At 71.3% G+C, this 20,790-nt stretch carries 20 protein-coding genes and 1 pseudogene; 11 read left to right on the top strand and 10 right to left on the bottom strand.

From position 1 onward, the window contains the following. Positions 1-72: 72 nt before the first annotated feature. Positions 73-816, bottom strand: coding sequence for a GntR family transcriptional regulator (locus ACZ55A_RS23585; RefSeq protein ID WP_468843302.1), 744 nt, complete (start codon positions 814-816; stop codon positions 73-75). Between the two features lie 307 nt (positions 817-1,123). Between ACZ55A_RS23585 and ACZ55A_RS23590 the strand changes: the two genes are divergently transcribed. From ACZ55A_RS23590 to ACZ55A_RS23600, 3 genes are read left to right on the top strand one after another with little or no spacing between them, the layout of a single operon-like run. After that, a complete protein-coding gene (locus ACZ55A_RS23590; protein ID WP_468843305.1) occupies positions 1,124-1,909 on the top strand; it encodes a LamB/YcsF family protein in 786 nt (261 codons plus the stop codon). Then, on the top strand, positions 1,906-2,556 hold the full coding sequence (pxpB, locus tag ACZ55A_RS23595) for a 5-oxoprolinase subunit PxpB (protein WP_468843307.1): 651 nt from the start codon (positions 1,906-1,908) through the stop codon (positions 2,554-2,556). Before ACZ55A_RS23590 ends, pxpB begins: the two co-directional genes overlap by 4 nt. Next, positions 2,553-3,416: a 5-oxoprolinase subunit C family protein gene (locus tag ACZ55A_RS23600; RefSeq protein WP_468843309.1), complete on the top strand. Its 864-nt coding sequence runs from the start codon at positions 2,553-2,555 to the stop codon at positions 3,414-3,416. The genes pxpB and ACZ55A_RS23600 overlap by 4 nt, the downstream gene beginning before the upstream one ends. Before the next feature lie 13 nt (positions 3,417-3,429). On the opposite strand, the gene ACZ55A_RS23605 is transcribed toward ACZ55A_RS23600, so the two are convergent. The 4 genes from ACZ55A_RS23605 to ACZ55A_RS23620 are packed head-to-tail and all read right to left on the bottom strand — an operon-like array spanning position 3,430 to position 10,368. Next, a complete protein-coding gene (locus ACZ55A_RS23605) occupies positions 3,430-7,065 on the bottom strand; it encodes a hydantoinase B/oxoprolinase family protein (protein ID WP_468843311.1) in 3,636 nt (1,211 codons plus the stop codon). Beyond that, positions 7,062-8,030: an SGNH/GDSL hydrolase family protein gene (locus ACZ55A_RS23610; protein ID WP_468843313.1), complete on the bottom strand. Its 969-nt coding sequence runs from the start codon at positions 8,028-8,030 to the stop codon at positions 7,062-7,064. Before ACZ55A_RS23610 ends, ACZ55A_RS23605 begins: the two co-directional genes overlap by 4 nt. Continuing rightward, positions 8,027-9,244: a glycosyltransferase gene (locus tag ACZ55A_RS23615; protein ID WP_468843316.1), complete on the bottom strand. Its 1,218-nt coding sequence runs from the start codon at positions 9,242-9,244 to the stop codon at positions 8,027-8,029. Before ACZ55A_RS23615 ends, ACZ55A_RS23610 begins: the two co-directional genes overlap by 4 nt. Continuing rightward, a complete protein-coding gene (locus ACZ55A_RS23620) occupies positions 9,241-10,368 on the bottom strand; it encodes a glycosyltransferase family 4 protein (RefSeq protein ID WP_468843319.1) in 1,128 nt (375 codons plus the stop codon). Before ACZ55A_RS23620 ends, ACZ55A_RS23615 begins: the two co-directional genes overlap by 4 nt. A 150-nt stretch (positions 10,369-10,518) precedes the next feature. On the opposite strand from ACZ55A_RS23620, the gene ACZ55A_RS23625 reads away from it, so the two are divergent. Next, positions 10,519-10,767 carry a helix-hairpin-helix domain-containing protein gene (locus tag ACZ55A_RS23625; protein WP_468843321.1) on the top strand — a complete coding sequence of 83 codons (249 nt, stop codon included), beginning with the start codon at positions 10,519-10,521 and terminating at the stop codon, positions 10,765-10,767. Between the two features lie 264 nt (positions 10,768-11,031). Further along, positions 11,032-11,192, top strand: a pseudogene (locus tag ACZ55A_RS23630) (IS21-like element helper ATPase IstB); the annotation flags it as partial. Positions 11,193-11,309: 117 nt separating this feature from the next. Here the strand turns inward: ACZ55A_RS23630 and ACZ55A_RS23635 are convergent. Both ACZ55A_RS23635 and ACZ55A_RS23640 read right to left on the bottom strand, forming a co-directional pair. Then, a complete protein-coding gene (locus ACZ55A_RS23635) occupies positions 11,310-11,714 on the bottom strand; it encodes a hypothetical protein (RefSeq protein ID WP_468843324.1) in 405 nt (134 codons plus the stop codon). Then, the gene (locus tag ACZ55A_RS23640; protein WP_468843327.1) at positions 11,683-11,895 is read right to left on the bottom strand and encodes a helix-turn-helix transcriptional regulator; all 213 of its coding nucleotides are present in this window, start codon (positions 11,893-11,895) and stop codon (positions 11,683-11,685) included. Before ACZ55A_RS23640 ends, ACZ55A_RS23635 begins: the two co-directional genes overlap by 32 nt. Positions 11,896-12,163: 268 nt before the next feature. Here ACZ55A_RS23640 and ACZ55A_RS23645 point away from each other — a divergent pair, with 268 nt between their 5' ends. Further along, a complete protein-coding gene (locus ACZ55A_RS23645) occupies positions 12,164-12,547 on the top strand; it encodes a hypothetical protein (protein WP_468843330.1) in 384 nt (127 codons plus the stop codon). 499 nt (positions 12,548-13,046) lie between these two features. On the opposite strand, the gene ACZ55A_RS23650 is transcribed toward ACZ55A_RS23645, so the two are convergent. Continuing rightward, a complete protein-coding gene (locus tag ACZ55A_RS23650) occupies positions 13,047-13,844 on the bottom strand; it encodes a hypothetical protein (RefSeq protein ID WP_468843333.1) in 798 nt (265 codons plus the stop codon). Positions 13,845-14,402: 558 nt separating this feature from the next. Between ACZ55A_RS23650 and ACZ55A_RS23655 the strand changes: the two genes are divergently transcribed. Further along, entirely contained in the window at positions 14,403-14,579 is a 177-nt protein-coding gene (locus ACZ55A_RS23655) for a hypothetical protein (RefSeq protein ID WP_468843335.1), read from the top strand. A gap of 443 nt (positions 14,580-15,022) precedes the next feature. Here ACZ55A_RS23655 and ACZ55A_RS23660 read toward each other — a convergent pair whose 3' ends face one another. Next, a complete protein-coding gene (locus ACZ55A_RS23660) occupies positions 15,023-15,190 on the bottom strand; it encodes a hypothetical protein (RefSeq protein ID WP_468843337.1) in 168 nt (55 codons plus the stop codon). A 229-nt stretch (positions 15,191-15,419) separates the two neighbouring features. Continuing rightward, on the bottom strand, positions 15,420-16,019 hold the full coding sequence (locus ACZ55A_RS23665) for a YdcF family protein (RefSeq protein WP_468843340.1): 600 nt from the start codon (positions 16,017-16,019) through the stop codon (positions 15,420-15,422). Between the two features lie 539 nt (positions 16,020-16,558). Here ACZ55A_RS23665 and melC1 point away from each other — a divergent pair. From melC1 to ACZ55A_RS23685, 4 genes are all read left to right on the top strand, one after another. Further along, entirely contained in the window at positions 16,559-17,035 is a 477-nt protein-coding gene (melC1, locus tag ACZ55A_RS23670; RefSeq protein WP_468843342.1) for an apotyrosinase chaperone MelC1, read from the top strand. A gap of 40 nt (positions 17,036-17,075) precedes the next feature. Then, complete coding sequence (gene melC2, locus ACZ55A_RS23675; protein WP_468843344.1) at positions 17,076-17,894, top strand: tyrosinase MelC2; 819 nt, start codon at positions 17,076-17,078, stop codon at positions 17,892-17,894. A 311-nt stretch (positions 17,895-18,205) separates the two neighbouring features. Further along, the gene (locus tag ACZ55A_RS23680) at positions 18,206-19,816 is read left to right on the top strand and encodes a serine/threonine-protein kinase (protein WP_468843347.1); all 1,611 of its coding nucleotides are present in this window, start codon (positions 18,206-18,208) and stop codon (positions 19,814-19,816) included. A 138-nt stretch (positions 19,817-19,954) separates the two neighbouring features. Next, positions 19,955-20,740, top strand: a complete 786-nt coding sequence (locus ACZ55A_RS23685; RefSeq protein WP_468843350.1) for a hypothetical protein — start codon at positions 19,955-19,957, stop codon at positions 20,738-20,740. Positions 20,741-20,790: the final 50 nt, after the last annotated feature.

Below are 20,790 nucleotides of genomic sequence, written 5' to 3' on the forward strand. Positions count from 1 at the left end.
ATTGCAGCGGAGGCTAGGCGATTGTTCAACGATCCGACAAGGGTTCTGCGAGGGCAATCCTCGGAACCCTGTTCACTCCGTCGCGATGCGCTGGGCGTACGCCCCGGACAACTGGCCGCGGGAGTCCTCCAGATAGGACAGCAGCAGCCGCTCGGCCTCGGCGGCGCGCCCCGCCTGGAGCGCCTCCGCGATCTGCCGGTTGCGGACCAGGTACGGCGCGTAGAAGCGCTGCGGATCGTCCATGACGTGGAAGACCAGCCGGAGTTCGGCCAGCACCCCGCGCATCAGCTCGTCGGTGCGGGGGCTGCCGGCCAGCGCGACGATCGCCTGGTGGAAGCGGATGTTCGCGGTCGAGAGGTCGTCCCAGGCCCGCTCCGCGGCGGCCGCCTCACCGGCCCGCACCGCGGCCTCGATCGCCTCGACCGCCTCGGCCACCGGCGGGCCGTAGGGCCCCTCCCCCAGGCCGCGTACCGCCGCGCACTCCACGAGCATCCGCACCCGGTAGATGTCCTCCAGGTCCTCGACGGTCACGATCCGTACGAAGACCCCGCGGTTGAGCTCGTGCACCAGCAGTCGCTCGTGCGTCAGCAGCCGGAACGCTTCCCGCAGGGTGTTGCGCGAGACGCCCAGCGCACCGCCGATGCTCTCCTCGGAGAGCCGGGCGCCGGGCGGGAAGTAGCCCTCGGCGATCCGGTCGCGCAGGATGTCGGCGACCCGCTCGGCCGTGCTCGCGCGCCCCAGGAGGGCGCGGTCCCGTTCCAGGCCCGCGACCTCGGCGAGCCGCCGCTGATCGTTCTTCGCCGCTCCGCCGGCCATACCGCTCCCCGCTCTCGCACCGTGCCTGGCGGCCACCTGGGCCGTCCGGTCCCTTTCGAGCGGCAGTCAATCCCAGATCAGGGGACAAAACAACGGACCGACAGCCGGGCAGCGGCACACCCCTTGTCGGATCGTTCAACGATCCTCTACGTTATCCGTCAACGTCGGCCGGCCCGATGGCCCTCGGGGGAGAGCCGCTACGGAGGGGCCGGCCGGTCACCGCGTTCCCGCCCGCCCGTACACCGGCCACCGTGCCCTGCGAACGGCCCGCCCGACCGGCACGACTGCCCCTCTGGAACGGACTGACATGAGCGACGCGAGCGACGCGGCGGACTCTCCCGTCATCGACCTCAACGCCGACCTCGGGGAGGGCTTCGGCCGCTGGCAGCTCACCGACGACGAGGCGCTGCTGTCCGTCGTCACCAGCGCCAATGTCGCCTGCGGCTTCCACGCCGGCGATCCGGCCACCATGCGCCGGGTCTGCGCGCTGGCGGCCGAGCGCGGGGTGGTCATCGGCGCCCAGGTCTCCTACCGCGATCTGGCCGGGTTCGGCCGCCGCGCGATGGACGTACCGCCGGACGAGCTGGCCGACGAGATCACCTACCAGATCGGTGCGCTGGAGGTGTTCGCGCGCGCCGCCGGGGCCCGCGTCGGCTACGTCAAACCGCACGGCGCGCTCTACAACCGCTGTGTGTACGACGAGGAGCAGGCCGGCGCCGTCATCGAGGGCATCCGTACCGCGGGCGGCGGGCTGCCGGTCCTCGGCCTGCCCGGCTCCCGGCTGCACCAGGCCGCCCGGCACGCCCGCCTCCCCGTCGTCGGAGAGGCGTTCGCCGACCGCGCCTACACCGCCGAGGGCACCCTGGTGTCGCGGCGCGAGCCGGGCGCGGTGCTCCATGACCCCGACGAGGTCGTCAAACGCGCCGTGGGGATGGCCCGCGACCACACCGTCACCTCCCTCGACGGCCGGCGGGTCGAGGTCACCGCCCGCTCGCTGTGTCTGCACGGCGACACCCCCGGAGCCGCCGCCCTCGCCCGGCGCGTACGGTCCGAACTGACCGCGGCCGGGGTGCGCGTCCGGAGCTTCGTATGAGGCCGCTGCCGGTCGGCGAACACGGGCTCCTGATCGAGCTGGACAGCGCCGAGGAGGTCGAGGCGCTGCACGCCGAGCTGCTGCGCCGGGCCGCCGACGGCACCCTGCCCCCGGCCCGCGAGATCGTGCCGGCCGCCCGCACGGTCTTCGTCGACGGCCTGGCCGACCCCCGCGGGCTGATCGCCGAACTCGGCAGCTGGGACATCCCGCCGCTCACCGCCGCCGACCGGCCGGCCGTCGAGATCCCGGTCCGCTACGACGGCCCCGACCTCGCCGATGTCGCCGCCCTGTGGGGCACCACCCCCGACGAGGTCGTGCGCCGGCACTCCGGCACCGAGTTCCACGTCGCCTTCTGCGGCTTCGCGCCCGGCTTCGGCTATCTGACCGGACTGCCCGAGCCGCTGCACGTTCCGCGCCGGGACACCCCCCGCACCAAGGTCCCGGTGGGCTCGGTCGCGCTGGCCGGTCCGTACACCGGGGTCTATCCGCGCTCCTCGCCCGGTGGCTGGCAGCTGATCGGCACCACCGACACGGTGCTGTGGGACCCGCGCCGCGAACCGGCGGCGCTGCTCACCCCTGGCACCCGCGTCCGCTTCGTCCCCCTGGAGACCGTGGAGACCGTGGAAGCCCTGGAGACCGCCCGATGACCGACCGCGCCTTCTCGGTGGTCCGGGCCGGTGCGCTCACCACCGTCCAGGACCTCGGCCGGCCCGGCCACGCCCACCTCGGTGTGCCGCGGGCCGGCGCCCTGGACGAGCCCGCGCACCGCCTCGCCAACCGCCTGGTCGGCAACCCGGACCGGGCCGCCACCTTGGAGACGACACTGACCGGGTGCGCCGTACGGGTCCGCACGGCCACCACCGTGGCCGTCACCGGCGCCCCCTGTCCGGTGACCGTCGACGGCCGCCCCGCCCCCTGGGGCGCACCGGTCCGCGTCCCGGCGGGAGCCGTCCTGGACGCCGGGCCCGCGACCCACGGGCTGCGCTCCCATCTCGCCTTCGCCGGCGGTATCGACACCGAAGAGGTCCTGGGCAGCCGCGCCGCCGATCTCCTCTCCGGGCTGGGCCCCGACCCGCTCACCGACGACGCCGTCCTCCCCCTGGGCGAACCGTACGGCCCGCCGGCCACCGCCGACGCCGTCCCGCACGCCGGCCCGGTGGCCGAACTCCTGCTGCCGTTCCTGCCCGGACCCCGCGACGCGTGGTTCACCGAGGCCGGGCTGCGCACCCTGACCACCGGCCGCTTCCGGGTCTCCCCGGCCAGCAACCGGATCGGGCTGCGCACCGAGGGCCCGCCGCTGGAACGCGCCCGCCCCGGCGAACTCCCCAGCGAGGGCATGCCGTTGGGCGCGCTCCAGGTCCCGCCCGACGGCCTGCCCGTGCTGTTTCTGCACGACCATCCCACGACCGGCGGCTACCCGGTCGTCGGTGTCGTCCCCGAGCGCTTCCTGGCCCCCGCTGCGCAGGCGGTCCCGGGCACCCCGGTCCGGTTCCTCCGGCTGCGCTGAGGCCGCGGGACGGTCAGCCGTCGTCCGCGGCCCCGTATCCGCCGCCCCCCGGTGTCCGTACCACCAGCACATCGTCCACGCCGACCTCCGCCACATCGCAGCCCGCCAGCTGCCGGTGCGAACCGTCCGCCCGCTCGACGGAGTTGACGCCGAGCGCGCCCGGGGCACCACCCGCCAGACCGTACGGCGGGACCCGGCGGTGGTTGGTCAGCAGGGCGATGGTCATGGGCTCCAGGAAGCGCAGCCGGCGCTCGACGCCGCAGCCGCCGTGCCAGCGGCCCCGGCCACCGCTGCCGGCACGGACGGCGAAGCTGTCGACGCGGACGGGATAGCGCCACTCCAGTACTTCCGGGTCGGTCAGCCGGGAGTTGGTCATATGGGTCTGTACGGCGTCCGCACCGTGGAAGCCGTCGCCCGCGCCCGAGCCGCTGGCGACGGTCTCGTAGTACTGCACCCGGTCGTTGCCGAAGGTCAGGTTGTTCATCGTGCCCGAGCCCTCCGCCTGGACGCCGAGAGCGGCGTAGAGCGCGCCGGTGACCGCCTGGGAGGTCTCCACATTGCCCGCGACGGTGGCCGCCGGGTGGACGGGGGCGAGCATCGAGCCCTCCGGGATACGGACCTGGACGGGCTTGAGGCAGCCGCTGTTGAGCGGGATGTCCTCGGCGACCAGGGTGCGGAAGACGTACAGCACGGCCGCCATCACCACCGAGGTGGGCGCGTTGGCGTTGCCGGGCTGCTGGGGTGAGGTGCCGGCGAAGTCCAGTACGGCGCTGCGCTCGGTGCGGTCGACGGTCAGGGTGACGTGGATCTCCGCGCCGCTGTCGGTCTCGTAGCGGTAACTGCCGTCCGACAGCTGCGCGATGATCCGGCGCACGGACTCCTCGGCGTTGTCCTGGACGTGGCCCATGTACGCGCGGACGACGTCCAGCCCGAACTGCTCGGTCATCCGGTGGAGTTCGTGGATGCCCTTCTCGTTGGCGGCGATCTGGGCGCGTAGATCGGCGAGGTTGGCGTCCGGGGCGCGGGAGGGGTACGGGCCGGCGGTGAGCAGCTCGCGGGTCTCCTTCTCCCGCAGCTTCCCGTCCCGGACCAGCAGCCAGTTGTCGAAGAGAACGCCCTCCTCCTCGATGGTGGTGCTGAAGGCGGGCATCGAGCCCGGCGTGATGCCGCCGATCTCCGCGTGGTGGCCGCGGGAGGCGACCAGGAACAACAACTCGTCACCGTGCGTTACCGCATCAGAGGTCGTTGCGAAGACGGGGGTGACGACCGTGACGTCAGGGAGGTGGGTGCCGCCGTGGTAGGGATCGTTGACCGCATACACATCGCCCGGCCGCATGTCGTCGCCGCGCCGCCGCAGCACTTCCTTGATGGACTCCCCCATCGAGCCCAGGTGCACCGGGATGTGCGGGGCGTTGGCGATCAGGTTGCCGTCCGCGTCGAAGAGCGCGCACGAGAAGTCCAGCCGCTCCTTGATGTTGACGGAGTGTGCGGTGTTCTCCAGGCGGACGCCCATCTGCTCGGCGATGGCCATGAAGAGGCTGTTGAAGACCTCCAGCATCACCGGGTCGGCCTCGGTGCCCACCGCGACCCGGTCGCCGCGCGGGCGGGCCCGGGTCAGCAGGAGGTGGCCGCGGTCACCCATGGCGGCCTGCCAGTCGGGGTCGAGGACCGTGGTCGCATCCTCCTCGGCGATGATCGCCGGGCCGGTGAGGGTGTCGCCGGGGCGCAGATCGGTGCGCCGATAGAGGACGGTGTCCCGCCAGCGTCCGCCCGCGTACATCCGGACCGTGGCGGCCGGCGTCAGCTCCCCTTCCCGGCCGCCGGAGGGGACCTCGTAGCCCCGAGCGCCGCCGGCCTCCCCCAGCGCCTCGACCGAGACCGCCTCGGCCACCAGCGGTTTGTCCATGGCGAAGGCATAGCGCTCGCGGTGCGCACGGACGAACTCCGCACTCATGGCGTCCGCGTCGCCGAGCGGTACACCGATGGTGGAGTCGGTCCCGGCGTAGCGGACCAGCACCCGGGCGCGGGTGGTGATCGACGCGTCCGGCACGCCGTCGTCGAGGAGTTCGCGCCGGGTCTGTCCGGCGAGCGTGTCACAGACCTGGTGGATCCGGTCGACGGCCGCGGGGTCGGCGAGCTCCGCCTCGACGGCCTGTTCGCGCATCGCGGTGGCGTCGGCGACCCCGATGCCGTAGGCGGAGAGCACACCGGCCAGCGGCGGCACGAGAACGGTGTTGACGCCCAGGGCGTCGGCGACCGCGCACGCGTGCTGGCCGCCGGCGCCGCCGAAGCTGGTCAGGGCGTAGCGGGTGATGTCCCGGCCGCGCTGCACGGAGATCTTCTTGACCGCGTTGGCCATGTTGAGCACCGCGATCTCCAGGAAGCCGGCCGCCACCTCCTCGGGGCCGCGGTCGTCCCCGGCCTCGGCGGCGGCCCGTGCGGCCAGCTCCGCGAAGCGGGTGCGGACCACCTCGGCGTCCAGCGGCTGATCGCCGTCCGGCCCGAAGACGGCGGGGAAGTGGTCGGGCTGGATGCGCCCGAGCATCACATTGGCGTCGGTGACGGTGAGCGGTCCACCGCGCCGGTAGCAGGCCGGCCCCGGGACCGCGCCGGCCGAGTCGGGGCCGACGCGGTAGCGGCGCCCGTCGAAGTGCAGTACGGAACCGCCGCCGGCCGCCACGGTATGGATGTTCATCATGGGCGCGCGCATCCGTACACCCGCGACCTCGTTGCCGAAGACCCGCTCGAACTCACCGGCGTAGTGCGACACATCGGTGGAGGTGCCGCCCATGTCGAACCCGATCACCCGGTCGTGCCCGTCGCCCGCCTCGGCGGCCGTACGGACCATGCCGACCACACCACCGGCCGGGCCGGAGAGCACCGCGTCCTTGCCGCGGAAGTGGGTGGCCTCCCGGAGCCCCCCGTTGGACTGCATGAACATCAGCCGGATACCGGGGAGTTGGGCGGCGATCTCGTCGACGTAGCGGCCCAGGATCGGCGAGAGATAGGCGTCGACGACGGTGGTGTCGCCACGCGGCACCAGCTTCATCAGCGGGCTGACCTCGTGCGAGCAGCTGACCTGGGTGAAGCCGGCCCGCCGGGCCAGTTCGGCGACCGCCCGTTCGTGGTCGGCGTGGCGGTAGCCGTGCAGCAGGACGACGGCGGCGCTGCGCAGCCCGTCGGCGCGGGCCCGGACGAGCGCCGCGCGGACCCGGTCCACCTCCAGCGGGCGGACCGTCTCGCCGTGCGCGCCGATCCGTTCGGGCACCTCGATCACCCGGTCGTAGAGCGCCTCGGGCAGCACGATGTGCCGGTCGAAGATCCGCGGCCGGTTCTGGTAGGCGATCCGCAGCGCGTCCCGGAAGCCCTCGGTGATCAGCAGCACCGTCGGCTCGCCCTTGCGCTCCAGGAGGGCGTTGGTGGCGACGGTGGTGCCCATCTTGACGACGGAGACCCGGTCGGCGGGCACCGGTTCGTCCGGCCCGAGGCCCAGCATCATCCGGATACCGGCCACCGCGGCGTCCCGGTAGCGCTCGGGGTGGTGCGAGAGCAGCTTGCCGGCGACCAGCCGTCCGTCCGGCCGCCTGCCGACGACGTCCGTGAAGGTGCCACCGCGGTCGATCCAGAACTCCCAGCGTCCGGTCGTCATCCCGCCATTGTCGCAGCGTCCGGCACCGTAGCGGCGTCTTTCGCCCGGTCGGCGCCGCCCAGCGCGGCAAGCGCGGCACGGGTGGCGTGTTCGGTCGCGGCGTCCAGCAGGCGACCGGACCCGGCCGGCCCGTGCCGGCACTCCTGGAGCGCCAGACCGAGCAGCCCGGGCAGCAGGTCCGTGCACCGGTCGACCACCCAGCGCGTCCCCTTGGTCGCCATCCACAGGGCGGATGCGGTACGGGTCGGCGGCCGGCCGTCGAGGGTGAGCGAGGGCGGCGGCCCCAGGGGCAGGCCGGTGTCGGCGAGCGCCGTGTGGAAACCGCGGGCCAGCAGCCGGTGGCCGCGCTCACTGGGGTGCAGCCGGTCCACGCTCCAGGAGGCGCGCTCGGCGACCCAGGGGTGGTCGGCGAGGTGCAGATGGACGCCCTGGTAGCGGGCGGCGACCGCATGGACGACGGTGTTGACGGCGCGCATCCGGCGGGCGAGCGGACGGGCCAGCGGCGCGGGCAGCCCCAGCATCTTCCCCGGGTCGGGCAGGCACGCCGTCAGGACCACCGCCCCGTCCGCGCTCAGCGCGCCGTGCACCCGGTCCAGCGCGGCCGCGACCCGCTCGATGGCGAAGGCGGAGCGCAGGGTGTCGTTGGCGCCGACGACCAGCGAGACATACCGCGGCCTCAGCTCGCGCGCGAGGGGCAGCTGCCGCTCGGCGACATCGGCCGCGAGGGCCCCGCTGAAGGCCAGGTTGACCAGCGCCACACTCCCGGGCCGCTCGCCCAGCGCCTCGGCGAGCAGTGCGGCCCAGCCGCGCCAGCCGCCGCCCCGTACGGGGTCGCCCAGCCCCTCGGTCAGCGAATCGCCGAGCGCGACGAAGCTGTCCGGGGCCGCGGCGGAGCCGCCGGCCTGAGCAGGACCGGACGTGGCCGGCGCGCCGGATATCGCTCCCCCTTCGGACGCCATGGTCACCACCCGCCCCGCGGACCCGCCGGGTACGGCGAGGCCGCCGCGGCGACCGGCCGGCCGAGCACCGCGGGCGCGTCGTGTGCCGCCAGGAAGGCGTCGACGGCGGGCTGCCAGCCGTAGCCCTCGGCGCGCCGGCGGGCGGCTGCGCGCCGGGCGGGCCCGGGCCGGGCCAGCACCCGCTGGACGGCGTCGGCGAAGGAGGGCCCGTCGTCGAGCGCCGTATCGCCACCGCTGCCGACGAGCCCGGCCAGCGCCGAGGCCGCGCTGGCGACCACCGGGGTGCCGCAGGCCAGCGCCTCCAGGGCGGCCAGTCCGAACGTCTCCGCCGGCCCGGGCGCCAACGCGAGATCGGCGCTGGCCTGGAGCGCGGCGATCCGGGCGCGGTCGGCGAGATGGCCGAGGAACGCCGCGGGCAGCCGCTCGGCCCGCGCCCTGGCCTCCAGCCGCGACCGCAGCGGCCCGTCACCGGCCACCACCAGCGCCGCGTCGACCCCGCGCCGGCGCAGTTCCGCCAGGGCGTCCAGGGCCCGCCCCGGCCGCTTCTCCTGGGACAGCCGGGAACACATCAGCAGCACGAACTCCGCCCGGCCCGCACAGTGACGGCGCAGCTCCGTGCTGCGGCAGTCCGGGTGCCAGGCGGCCAGATCGACCCCGAGCGGTGCCCGCACCACATTGCGCGCCCCGGCCCGGGTGAACTCCGCCGCCGCCCACTCGGTCGTGCACACCACCCGGCTGTAGGCATGTGCGGTACGGCGGTTGAGCCGGTCCGCGGCGGCCCGGGCGAGCGGCCGCGGCACGCCCCAGGTGCGCAGCACCCCGTCCACACTCTCGTGGGAGACCATCACCGCGGGCACCCGGGCCCGGCGGGCCCACTCGCCGGTCCAGCGCAGCGTCGTCCGGTCGGAGACCTCCAGCCGGTCGGGGGCCAGCGCCGCCAGCAGCCGTTCCAGCCGCCGCCGGTCGGTCAGCATCCGGTAGCCGCCGCTGCCGGGCAGCTCCGGTCCGGGCAGGGTGATCACCCGTCCCTGTGCGGTGAGTTCGTCACCCGTGCCGCGGCCAGGCGGACCCGGCACGATGAGCACCGGCTCGTGTCCGGCGGCCCGGTAGCCCGCGCCGAGTTCCCGCAGCGCGGTGCGCAGCCCGCCGGAGGCCGGGGTGACGAAGTTGGCGATCCGTACGATCCGCAGGCCCGCCCCGCTGTCCTGCCGCCGGCTCATGCCGCCACCGCCGTCCGGTCGGCTAGCACGGCCTCGTAGTGGCCCAGCAGCTGGTCGCCGACCGCCTCCCAGGTGCGGTCCGCGACGGCCCGCCGGGCCGCGGCGCCGAACCGTACCCGCAGCTCGGCGCTGTCCCCGAGGAAGCGCACCGCGTCCCGGAACGCACCGCCGTCGCCCGGGGGCACCAGCAGTCCGGTACGGCCGTGGTCGACCAGGTCGACCGGGCCGCCCGCCCGTGGCGCGACCACCGGCACACCGGAGGCCATCGCCTCCTGCACGGTCTGGCAGAAGGTCTCATACGGACCGGTGTGCACAAAGACGTCCAACGAGGCGTAGAGCCGGGCGAGTTCATCGCCGGTGCGCCGCCCCAGGAAGCGGACGTCGGGCAGCGCGGCGCGCAGCCCGGCGGCGCTGGGGCCGTCGCCGATGACGACGGTGCGTACGCCCGGCAGCTGGGAGGTCTCGGCCAGCAGCCGGACGTCCTTCTCCGGCGCGAGCCGCCCCACGTACCCCACCAGCAGCTCCCGTCCCGCGGTCAGCGAGCTGCGCAGCACCGCGTCGCGCCGCCCGGGGTGGAACCGCTCGGAGTCGACACCGCGCGGCCACAGGTGCACCCGCGGCACGTCGTGCTCGGTCAGGTCCAGCAGCGCCGCGCTGGAAGGTGCCAGGGTGCGGTCCGCGGCCGCGTGCACCGCGCGGATGCGCCGCCAGGCGGTGGCCGCGCCGCCTCCGAGATAGGTACGGGCGTAGCGGCCCAGATCGGTCTGGTAGACGGCGATCGCGGGCACCTGCCGCCGGGCCGCGGCCGCCATACCGCGGGCTCCGAGGACGAAGGGGCTGGCCAGGTGCACCAGATCGGGCCGGTGTTCGGTGAGCGCCGCGGACAGCCGGCGCCCCGGGAGCGCGATCCGCACCTGCGGGTATCCGGGCAGCGGCATCGAGGGCACCCGGACGACCCGGCAGGGGCTCTCGAAGGTCATGGGGCCGGGCGCGCCGCCACCGAGCGGAGCGATGACGAGTGGTTCGTGCCCGCGTCGTACGAGGTGCCGGGCGGTTTCCAGGGCGCAGTGTGCGACGCCGTTGACATCGGGCGGGAAGGATTCGGTGACGATGACGACACGCATACCGCTGTTCTCGGCGTGCCGTGCGTTCAGGGGACCACGTGGATCTTTCCAGCCGGAGAACGTCCCATGAGCGTTCCCCTGCGGGCGGCCCGGCCACGACGGTGTCAGGCTGGGAGCGAGGCAGCAGTCCGTACGACGAGGAGAAGCCCTGTGACGGCCGACGACACCGAGCTCGGCGAGCCCTCGGACGGCCTTCCCCCACGGATCGGCGCCCCGGCGCGCCGGGCGCTGGAGCGGGCCGGCTATCTACGGCTCTCCCAGCTGGCCGGCGCCAGCGAGGCGGAGCTGCGGCAGCTGCACGGGATGGGACCCAAGGCCCTGGGCATCCTGCGCGACGCCCTGGCGGCGGAGGGGCTGTCCTTCAGCGGGGACAGCAACGGGAGTGGGGACGGGGTGTAGGCGCTCTCCGACGGGTCGCGGTCGGCACGGTCCCGTTCCGTGCGCGGCAACCTCCGCGTTCTTCTCCCCGGCTCGAATCGAGCCACGGCCTCCAGCCGGATCCGCTCACGCCTTGATGGATTCCTCGGATCCCGTTGCCGACCATCCGGCCGGGGCATTTCTCAGTGGCCATTCACCGTCGGCGCCGGTCCCTGCCTGATCCCTGCCTGATCCGGCCAGTTCGCCCCACCGCGCCGTTCCTGTGCGCAAGGATTCACTCATGGAAGCCGAAGCGGCTGGACCAAGACCTTCACCGCCCCCGCCTTTGCGCGGCCATCGTCGACCGCCTCAGCTTCGGCGGCAACCTCATCCAGCCCGGCACCGAATCCCACCGCCTCGCCATCACCCAAGCCCGAGCCGCCGCCCAGGGCTCGGCCGGGAACTGACGTGCCCGCCATTGCCCGCGCCTGCTCAGCCTCGCCCGGCACCGACCTCCGGTGACCAGGTTGATCGCGTTGTCTGGTCGGACGTACGGCGGCGAAGCTGTTCGAAGGGATGGCTTCTCAGGTATGCCGAGTGAAGAAGGCGACGAACGCGATGTAGGTGATGGCGGCGGTGGCCACGAACCAGTAGTACGGATCGCCGCTTCGTCCGGATGCCAGCTCGCCGATGAAAGCGCAGAGATTCCCCACGGTCAGCACCACGCCCGTGCCGGCCCAGGCTCGCCCTCCGATCCGGGCGAAGCGTTCGTCGGGATCTTCGGTGAGGCCCCGATAGGTCTCGCTCCGGCGTCCCAGCAGGACCAAGGCGAGGCTGCAGGTCGCCAGGATCCCGAATATCACCAGGCCGAGAGCGAGGCGGCCGCCGACAGTTGCGGCCGCGAGGCAGCCGACTCCGACGCCGAGGAATAAGCGGGGGACCGCCCGCTTGGCTGTGCTACTGGTCATCTGCTGGGCTTTGATCGACATGGAACATCTCCTCAACGCTGACCTTGAAGAACTTGGCCATGGACAAGGCGAGCGGCAGGGAAGGTGTGTACCGCTCGGTTTCGATCGCGTTGATCGTTTGCCGTGAGACCCCGAGGGCTGTGCCCAACTGCCCCTGGGAGAGCCCTCGTGACGACCGCAGTTCCCTGACGCTGTTTCGCACGTGTAAAGCTTACTTGTCACCTCTCAGCGGTTGTCAAGCTCGCTTTACAGGAAGAGCAGGGCTCACACGGCGCCTCGGGCACCGTGTTCACCGTGCTGGTGGCCAGCCCGGTGAGGAGATTTTTGTGCGGGTATCGGTGAAATCTCACCGTGCCCAGTTGGGAGTAAAAGTGATTCCGCCTCAGTTGGCCCGTGAGCGAGTGAGTTGGCCCGCTGAGATTGCGCTTCACTTTTTTAGCTAGACGCGACCCGGCGGGCAGACTGCGCACATGCAGCTCCCTGCCGATGCCGTTGCCGCCACCGTGCTGATCGAGGTCGTAAGGATCTCCGCCCTCCCGACCAAGCGGGGCGTCGCGTACCCCGGCAGGGCGGTCGCCCACTGGGCTGGGAGCGAGGCCGCCGACGCCCTGGCCTTGATGGAGAACCTGCCCGGCAGCGAACAGCACCGGTGCGGCTTCTCGCCAGGCTGGAGCGTCCGGGGCTACGAGGACTCTCTCGACCTGGCGCTGTTCGAGGCGGCGTTCTGTTTCAGGTGCCACGAGGTCCGCATGCACGGAACGGCCGTGCCACCCGCGCTGGCCACGCAGTTCTTCGACGCGGACACTTCGCCGGCCCAGGCCCTCCTGGCCCTCTTCCGCGCGGCGACCCCGTAGCCGGCCGACCGGGTGAGCAGGCTCGCACAGTCCCCTCGAGGCATGAGCTTCTCAAGCATTACTGCAGGTCAGAGGCTTCTGAATTTAGCGCTCTAGGTGGCCAGACGGGCCAACTGCCGTGCTCAGTCACATGATTGTCCTGTGCCAGCGGACCGTGACCGGTTGCCACCGAAGGTTGCGCATCAGCAGGTACGGGCCAGCGAAGTTTGAGTGGCACGACGTGCTGGTGGGTAAAGGGCGGCAGCGGGGGAGCTTGCGGAGTGGGCCAGGCGAGCAGATCGCCTATGAGTCGCGGTCGGAGCGGGACGAGCTGATCCTGCCGACCACCCTTCTGGGAGGTCGGATCGACTGCGTGGTTAGCCTGGACTCCAAGGTGTGCCATGTCCGTCAGCGTCCCGCCGGAGCTGGTCACCGGCCGACCCAGATTCCGCGGCGACGCCGTTGGCAGCTCAGTCGGCCCGCTCGGCCCGCCGGCTACCGGTGGCACGGCGTGGTCCACCTATGCGGTACCGGTGATCTCCACCTTGATCGGGGCGGAGTTGTCGGCTGGGTTGGTGTCCCCCTTGAGCGGGTCGGGCACCGAGATCCGTCCCTCGGCGCCGTCGACCCGACGGTCGATCCGCACCCGCAGGACGTTCCAGTTGACGTTGGTGCAGTAGATGTTCCCGTCCTTGTCATCCCGCGAGCAGTAGTCGACTTCGGAAGGCTTCGATTCCCGCACCTCCTGTGTGAGCTTGGCCAGTGTGGTGCCCGGCGGGAGTTCGATACGCATCCGTGTCGGGCCCGGCCCGGGTGTGCCCTGGGGCTGCGGGACGTCCACCTCGGCCTCTTCGCCGATCCTGCCGCGGATCGTGAGGGCGCTGACAGACCAGTCCGCCGGCCCCTCCAAGGCCTTCCAGTGGAAGCGCAGCTCACCGCCGCGCTTGCCGGCGCTGAGGGTCGTTGGCTTCAGGCCGAGCGCGTCACCCGTGCCCTGGTGGTAGTGCGCCTTGTAGTCCGGGGTGTGCGGTGCAGGACTGTCCAACGGCCACACGGCGTAGGTGTATGCCGCTTCGAGCTCGTGGTAGTGGGTGTTGATGCGCTCCGTGATCGGCTCGGTCGTCTCGAACGCGGCTCCCGCACGCACGGCGTCCGGGAATTCGCAGAACGCCGTGTGGTAGTCGTCCGAGTAGTAGCAGTTGCGGTATGACGGGGCGGTGTCGGCAATCTGCGCGTTGGTGACCGACACCCGCAGGACGACGCCGCGGGAGGCCGATTCGGGCCCGGTGTTCTTGAACGCGGGCGTCAGGAGCGGCACTGGCGCATCGTAAGCACCCACGACCACCTGCGATTCGTGGGAGCGGAGCGCGAACGACGCCTTCGGGCCGGATCCGGGCCCCGCGGCACCGGGTCCGAGCAGCACTACCCCCGCGGCCGCCGCCGCGACCGCGGCGATCGCCACTCCTAACCTATCCTTACGGAATCCCACTGTCGTCCGTCCCTTCGCCTGGTCACTCGTGCCAGGCTCGACGTTGGCACACCAAGGACGTGCAAACCATGCAGGTCAGGCAAATTGATGCCCGGTCCGATGCCGGTCCGTTCGGCAAATGAGATCAAGCGTTGTGGGTCGACCGTCGTCGGAGCCGCCCGATGACCACCACAGAAGTGAACTGGGTCACTCAGCCTTCGCTGACACTGCTCAACCTTCGTTGTCACCGTCCCGCCCAGCTCCCGCGAGCTCCAGGGGCCGGGGACCGCAAACCCTGACACGCGCTCCGACCCGTCAATAAGGTTCAAGGTGGCGCCTTTCTACGACAACCCGGACCGGTCCTGACCTTCGACCACAAGCCCACACGCCGACCCGAGAGGGCCCGACATGACCGACCCGTCCGGCGAGCAGCCGACCCCGCCCCACACCACACCAGCTCAGGAAACCAGCCGCTTTCCGCTGACTGCTCAGCCCTGGTGGCACGAGCTCGTCCGCGGCGCCACCTACACCGCCGGCGGCGGCATCGTCACCCTCCTCATCCAGTGGCTCCAGCACCTCCTGTAACCCTCGCGGCGGGGTCACGGGTATGCCGGGCACCGGCAAGATGCACCTCGCGCACGCCGTCGCGTCCACCGCGCCCCTGGCTTCGGCTGGGGGCGTTGCTGTGGTGCCCGGACGGCGCAGCGCCCCGTAACCCACGGCGTACGGCCGGAGTTCCCGCGGCATGGATCACACCGGAGATCGCCAGCGGCCCTCTCGCCTCGCAAAGGCTCGGCGCAAACGTCGCACTGGCCCCTCATCCTCGTCGTGCGCAGCTTCCCGTGGCTCCGGTGGAACATCCGGGCCCGCATCTGGGCGGCGCCCGCGGCGACGATCTCTTCCTCGAGCCGCTCCCCTCCTGGGACGACGGTGTCGTCGGCAGCTGGACGAGGATGAAGGAGCAGCACCAGGAACTGACGGACAAGGCCCGGGATCTCTCTGAACTTGCCGGGATGGTTCGGGCGAACTCACGTGTCGCTGGAGTTGATTGTCGCGCTCCGCACCCGCAAGGCGTCGTCGTATTGGTTGCGGTCGAATGGGAACGGGCCGTATGCCGTGTAGTCGCGTGTTGTGCGGTGGGGTTGCTCAAAGGAGTCCCAGGTCACGAGATCGGCTGTCACGGTGATGCGGGCCATGAGCGGCCGGCATCCCCACTCGCCGCATTCACAGCCGAGCAAGGGCGTCCTCTGCCCCATGGGTTCCCACCGAAAGGGGCCGTGGTGAGTTGTGGCAGCGCCGGCCGGGGTCCTCACACCATGCCAGGGTCGTCCCACTGGCCAGAGAGAACCGCGGTCCAGTGGGGGTGTGAGGCAGCCACCGGGTCGATGTTGCGGGCCCAGGACGTCAGGCTGCGACAGCGGCTGTCTACAGCGAGGCCTTCCGTTCGTCGGCCTTGAGACCGCGGAGTGTCCAAAGGCCGTACAGAGCCAGCAGCGGTTTGACGACCATCCACTCGCCAGGGCGGTAGTCATCCGCGCGCACGAGCCTCTTGGCAAGATCAGGGCGCTGCCGCCGCAAGTACGCGCGGGCCTTGAGCGCGTGAGCTGGTTGGGAGACGATCTTGATGCGGTCGACGTCCTCAAGACGTGGGATCACGTTCGTGATGTTCTCCCATGTCGTCTCGCTGTGGTCTTCGAGGAGCACTGTGCCGTCGAACTCGAGCACCGACTTCGCGTAGTCAGCCATCAACTGGGCCTCCGCGGCGCCGCTGCTGGTCGCACCGCCGCTGAAGATCACGCGAGTGCCACGCGCACGGTCAGCGGCAATGGAGCGAATTCCAGCACGGACTCGCCAGCGGTTGATGAAGTTCGCCGTCGCTTGAGGGTTCCGGTAACCCAACACGACCACGGCCTCGACAGCGCCCTCGCTGTTCCCCACGAGAGCTCGAGACCAGCGCCAGTTCAACCACTCGCCCCAGACCAGGGCGGCAGCCCCAGTTATTGCCAGTCCTGTCCTTCGTCGCATGCGGCGACTCTAGGACACCTCGGTATCGGACAGCGAAGGCACCAACCAGCCGCGCTACGAACGACGCATTCTGTCTGGACCTCTGAACGGCGAGCGGGCCAGGGGGCGCAGTAGGGGGCTCCATCGGCTGCGGATACACCCCATGCCCGGATGGTGCGTCCTGCGGACCCGCCGTAACCGGGCTCCGCCCTCAAACTCCCTCTGCCCCAAGCCCCGTGCATTCGCGCCGAGTTCCGGCCGTGCGAGGGCTCACGGTTTCGACCGCGCGGGAAAAGGATCTGCGGCCAAGAGTGGCCCACATCGCGGAATATCCCGTTCCGCGGAGAAGTGCGACGGGGCAGGAGCACGATCACCGCCGTTGAATCCTGCACCTCCGCACAGGTGTTGTCTCGTTCGTTGCCCGAGGAGACGGCACAACTTGATGATCCGTTCGTCCCTGCCAGCATGTGGCGGCGCGGGCCGACCTTCGGCGCGCCGGCTCCAGCCTCCTCCGCGGCCCTGCCCCGGAGGAGGAGCCGAGACGAACAGAGGAGTGGAACATGTCGCGTCCCACCCGACGCCAGGTGCTGTACGGCAGCGCCGCGGCCCTGGCCGGAGCGGCGCTCGCCGCGCCGGCCGCCTTCGCCGACACCCCCACCGCCCGCCCCGCCGACGGCCACGCACACACGGCGGGAGCCGGGCACTCCGGTGGCCACGAGATGCCGGAGCCCTTCGACGAGATATACCAGGGCCGCCACATAGAGGGCTGGCCGACAGACGAAGACGGTGGGCACAACGGTGGCCACCAAGGACATGGCGGCCAGGCGGGGCACCACTCCGGCCAGGCCGGCCCGCACGAGGGCATGGACTTCGTCGTCCGCATCGACAACGACGACCTGCATGTGATGCGGAACGCGGACGGCACCTGGATCAGCCTGGTGAACCACTACGAGACGTTCAACACGCCACACGCCCTGGCGCGCGCCGCCGTGCGTGAACTCCAGGGCGCCGACCTGGTCCCCGTCGTCACCGGCTGAGGCCCGACCCTGACCGTCCCCCCACCGAGGAGTCCTCGACATGGCAGACCGGAAGAACCAGGCGGACCTCACCGCCACCGAGAAGCGGAACTTCGTCGACGCGGTGCTGGAGCTCAAGCGCACCGGCCGCTACGACGAGTTCATCAGCACCCACAACGCCTTCATCATCGGTGACACCGACAACGGAGAGCGGACCGGCCACCGGTCACCGTCGTTCCTTCCCTGGCACCGCAGGTTCCTGCTCCAGTTCGAAGAAGCGCTCCAGAGCATCACGCCGTCGGTCACGCTGCCCTACTGGGACTGGACCGTCGACCGTTCGACCAGCAGCTCCCTGTGGGCCGACGACTTCCTCGGCGGTGACGGACGGAGCGGCGACGGCCGGGTGACGTCAGGGCCGTTCGCCTTCGGCAGCGGCAAGTGGCCGATGAACATACGGGTGGACGGCCGGACGTTCCTGCGCCGCTCCCTGGGCACCGGGGTCCGCGAACTGCCGACCCGGGCCGAGGTCGACCGGGTGCTCGCCCTGAACGTCTACGATGCCGCCCCCTGGAACAGCTCCTCCGACGGCTTCCGCAACAACATCGAGGGCTGGCGCGGTCCCAATCTGCACAACCGGGTGCACGTCTGGGTCGGCGGCCAGATGACCACCGGAGCATCGCCCAACGACCCGGTCTTCTGGCTGCACCACTGTTTCATCGACAAGCTCTGGGCCGACTGGCAGCGGATGCACCCCAGGTCGGGCTATCTGCCGACCGGCAACACCCCCGACGTCGTCGACCTCCACGACACGATGAAGCCATGGAACGACGTCACACCGGCGGACATGCTGGACCACACCAAGTTCTACACTTATGCATGACAGGTCCATGACAGCGCCTGCCGCCCCCAGGCCTACCAGAGGCCCCTGACCACGCCCCCGTCCGGGCCGCGACCAACGACCGCAGGTCCTCCTCCGCCTCTGCCTCCGCAGGCCGCCCTGACCACACCGGTGCCTACGGGCGCGGGCCCTGCGCGCACAGTCACACGCCACGGCGCGTGACTGGTGCGGGCGGGGGGGTCCGGACGGGGCGCTCGGCCTCCGCGGAACGCAACGACCTCATGTATCCGCCATACGGATCGTGGGATGCTGCTGCCGGTACTGTCGGCCTTGAGACAGCACGGGGGTAGCAGATGGCTGTCCGGTTCGCTCCGCTCGACGATGACGATCCGACCAGCGTGGCCGGGTATGACTTACGCGCGCGGCTCGGCGCGGGCGGGATGGGGCGGGTGTATCTCGCCTTCAGTCCCGGCGGTCGCGCCCTTGCGGTGAAGATCGTACGGCCCGACTACGCCCAGGACGAGGAGTTCCGGCGCCGCTTCCGGAAGGAGATCGAGGCCGCCCAACGCGTCCAGGGCCTCTACACCGCACCGGTCGTGGACGCCGACAGCGAGGCGAAACTGCCCTGGCTGGCCACCGCTTATGTGCCGGGCCCCTCCTTGCACCAGGCCGTCACCGAGCACGGCCCACTTCCGCTGCTCACGGTGTTCCGGCTGCTCGCGGGCGTCGCCGAAGGCCTCACCGCGATCCACTCCTGCGATCTGATCCACCGTGACCTCAAGCCGGCCAATATCCTCCTCGCCGAGGACGGCCCCCGCGTCATCGACTTCGGTATCGCCCACGCCGCCGACGCCACCACGATCACCAGCACCCATGTCCGCGTCGGCACACCCGCGTTCATGGCCCCCGAGCAGATCCGCGGGCACTCCGCCAGCCCGGCGACGGACGTGTTCGCGCTCGGCAACCTCGCCGTGTTCGCCGCCACCGGACGCACCGCCTTCGGCGAGGGCAACCCGGACGCACTGTTCTACCGGATCCTCAACGAACCACCGGAGATGGACAGTTGTCCGCCCAAGCTGCGCGCCATCGTCAAACGGTGCCTTGCCAGGGACCCCGGGGAGCGGCCCGCCGTCAGCGAGATCATGGAGTACGCCAGGAAGCAGACGGCCGGTGAAACGCTGGCCCTCGCCGGGTCCTGGCTTCCCGACGCCGTGGCGAACTCCCTGGCCGGGTACGACACCAAGCGGTACAAGCCCCCCAAGACCAAGAAGGCCGGCACGGGCGAGATCGCCGGCACCACCGCGAAGACCGAGAAGAACGAGAAGAGCGGCAAGGCAGGGGATACGGCCGGGGCCAAGCCCCCTGCCGGAGGCGGGGGGAGTTCGTCCGGCGGCGCGCTCGCCGTGATCGGGGTCCTCGCCGGGGTGGCGATCCTCGCCATCGGCCCGGGCAAAGTGGTCGACGCGATCAGCGATCAGGTCAAGGGCTCGCCGTCACCGTCACCGACGTACTCGCTGCCGTCGTACTCGTACTCGCCCTCGTCGGGCTCGGATACGACCGGTTCGGACACGACCGGCTCGGACGCGAAGGGAACCGGCCTGTCCGGCGGCAGCTACACCCCGGACCCGGAGCCGACGGAGGAAGAGACCCCCGACGGCTGTGCGCGGGGCAGTCAGGCCCTCCGGAGCAACCTCGACACATACGACAAGGCGAGCGCCGCCTCCTTGAGCTCACTGGCCTCCAACCTCGACGCAGCGGCGAGCGATGCGGGCGACCCGGAGGTGGCCTCCGCGATCCGCGACCTCGCGAACGACGCGCGGGCGCTGAGTGATGCCGCGTCACAGTTCCAGGCCGCGCTCAACCGCAACGACACCTCGCAGGCCGAGGTCTACAAGAATGCTTTCAGCTCCGCGCGACAGGAGTGGGAGGACGACGGCGAGACGTTCAAGTCGGTGTGCTCCTAGGACGTGTCCGGCCGGTCTTGTGACCTGCCCAGTGCCCAGTGCCCAGTGCCCAGTGCCCACAGGCTGAGCGTTCCGTTCGCCAGGGGTCCGACGATCTCAGGAGGCCTGGTTGTCAGTGGTGCGTTGTAGCGTCGGTGCATGGCAGTCACTGACGAGAGGATCACACGATTGCGGGCCGCTGCGGTGGCGGGCGATGCCCATGCCGCACGGCAGTTGGGGCGATTGTTGTGTCTGACGGCATCGGATCCGCGCGAGCCCGGTGACGGTGAGCAGACCTGGCCCGAGGAGCGCTGGCTACGCGCCGCTGTGGAGGCACGTCCCGATGACGTCGAGGCCCTGACGATATTGACCGGGCGTCTGGCCCAGCAGATCTCCCACTGGGAGGCCGTGCTGGAAATGAACCCTGACGTCATGGCGGAGTACGGGGAGGACGAGGGCACCGTGAGACAGCGGCAGATCGAGGCGGAGGATCTGTACGCCCGAATACGAGCGTCCGGTCCCCTTGACCATGCCGAGGCCGGACTGGCCGGACTGGACGAGTTGGCCGTGCTGCTCGGTGTGAGGAGTGCGAAGGGCAAGACGGCCGCGGAGGGTGCGTACAGCTTCTATGTGTGGGAGGACGAGGCGTGGAGCGGATCCGTGCGGCACAGCGCGACCATTGTCGCGTCCGACGCCGACGAGATCCGCTGGGCAGGTGATGAGTGGCTCGCGCTTTCCGAGGGCGGGTTGGGTGGCGCGCCGACCTTGACCACGTACGTGGACGGTGCCGAACTGAGCTCGATCGACCTCGGTCCGTACCTCACCGAGGGGACCGTGTCATGGGACAGCGTCCCGGTGCCGGAGCTGACCGGCTCCCGGCTGCCCGCAGGGCTGCCGGTCCCGGGCCGCGGGATGTACTACGGCTTCTCCTGCGGAGCTGACTAGGCGACGCGAGAAGCCGGCGGTCATGTACGGAGCCGGCTGACCAAAGCTGC

It is taken from the genome of Streptomyces sp. NPDC034111, assembly GCF_055575375.1.

Coding starts and splice junctions, on each gene's coding strand:
- ACZ55A_RS23585 (WP_468843302.1), bottom strand. CDS start 816: ATGGCCGGCGGAGCGGCGAAGAACGATCAGCGGCGGCTCGCCGAGGTC.
- ACZ55A_RS23590 (WP_468843305.1), top strand. CDS start 1,124: ATGAGCGACGCGAGCGACGCGGCGGACTCTCCCGTCATCGACCTCAAC.
- pxpB (WP_468843307.1), top strand. CDS start 1,906: ATGAGGCCGCTGCCGGTCGGCGAACACGGGCTCCTGATCGAGCTGGAC.
- ACZ55A_RS23600 (WP_468843309.1), top strand. CDS start 2,553: ATGACCGACCGCGCCTTCTCGGTGGTCCGGGCCGGTGCGCTCACCACC.
- ACZ55A_RS23605 (WP_468843311.1), bottom strand. CDS start 7,065: ATGACGACCGGACGCTGGGAGTTCTGGATCGACCGCGGTGGCACCTTC.
- ACZ55A_RS23615 (WP_468843316.1), bottom strand. CDS start 9,244: ATGAGCCGGCGGCAGGACAGCGGGGCGGGCCTGCGGATCGTACGGATC.
- ACZ55A_RS23620 (WP_468843319.1), bottom strand. CDS start 10,368: ATGCGTGTCGTCATCGTCACCGAATCCTTCCCGCCCGATGTCAACGGC.
- ACZ55A_RS23635 (WP_468843324.1), bottom strand. CDS start 11,714: ATGTCGATCAAAGCCCAGCAGATGACCAGTAGCACAGCCAAGCGGGCG.
- ACZ55A_RS23645 (WP_468843330.1), top strand. CDS start 12,164: ATGCAGCTCCCTGCCGATGCCGTTGCCGCCACCGTGCTGATCGAGGTC.
- ACZ55A_RS23655 (WP_468843335.1), top strand. CDS start 14,403: ATGACCGACCCGTCCGGCGAGCAGCCGACCCCGCCCCACACCACACCA.
- ACZ55A_RS23660 (WP_468843337.1), bottom strand. CDS start 15,190: ATGGCCCGCATCACCGTGACAGCCGATCTCGTGACCTGGGACTCCTTT.
- ACZ55A_RS23665 (WP_468843340.1), bottom strand. CDS start 16,019: ATGCGACGAAGGACAGGACTGGCAATAACTGGGGCTGCCGCCCTGGTC.
- melC1 (WP_468843342.1), top strand. CDS start 16,559: ATGTCGCGTCCCACCCGACGCCAGGTGCTGTACGGCAGCGCCGCGGCC.
- melC2 (WP_468843344.1), top strand. CDS start 17,076: ATGGCAGACCGGAAGAACCAGGCGGACCTCACCGCCACCGAGAAGCGG.
- ACZ55A_RS23680 (WP_468843347.1), top strand. CDS start 18,206: ATGGCTGTCCGGTTCGCTCCGCTCGACGATGACGATCCGACCAGCGTG.
- ACZ55A_RS23685 (WP_468843350.1), top strand. CDS start 19,955: ATGGCAGTCACTGACGAGAGGATCACACGATTGCGGGCCGCTGCGGTG.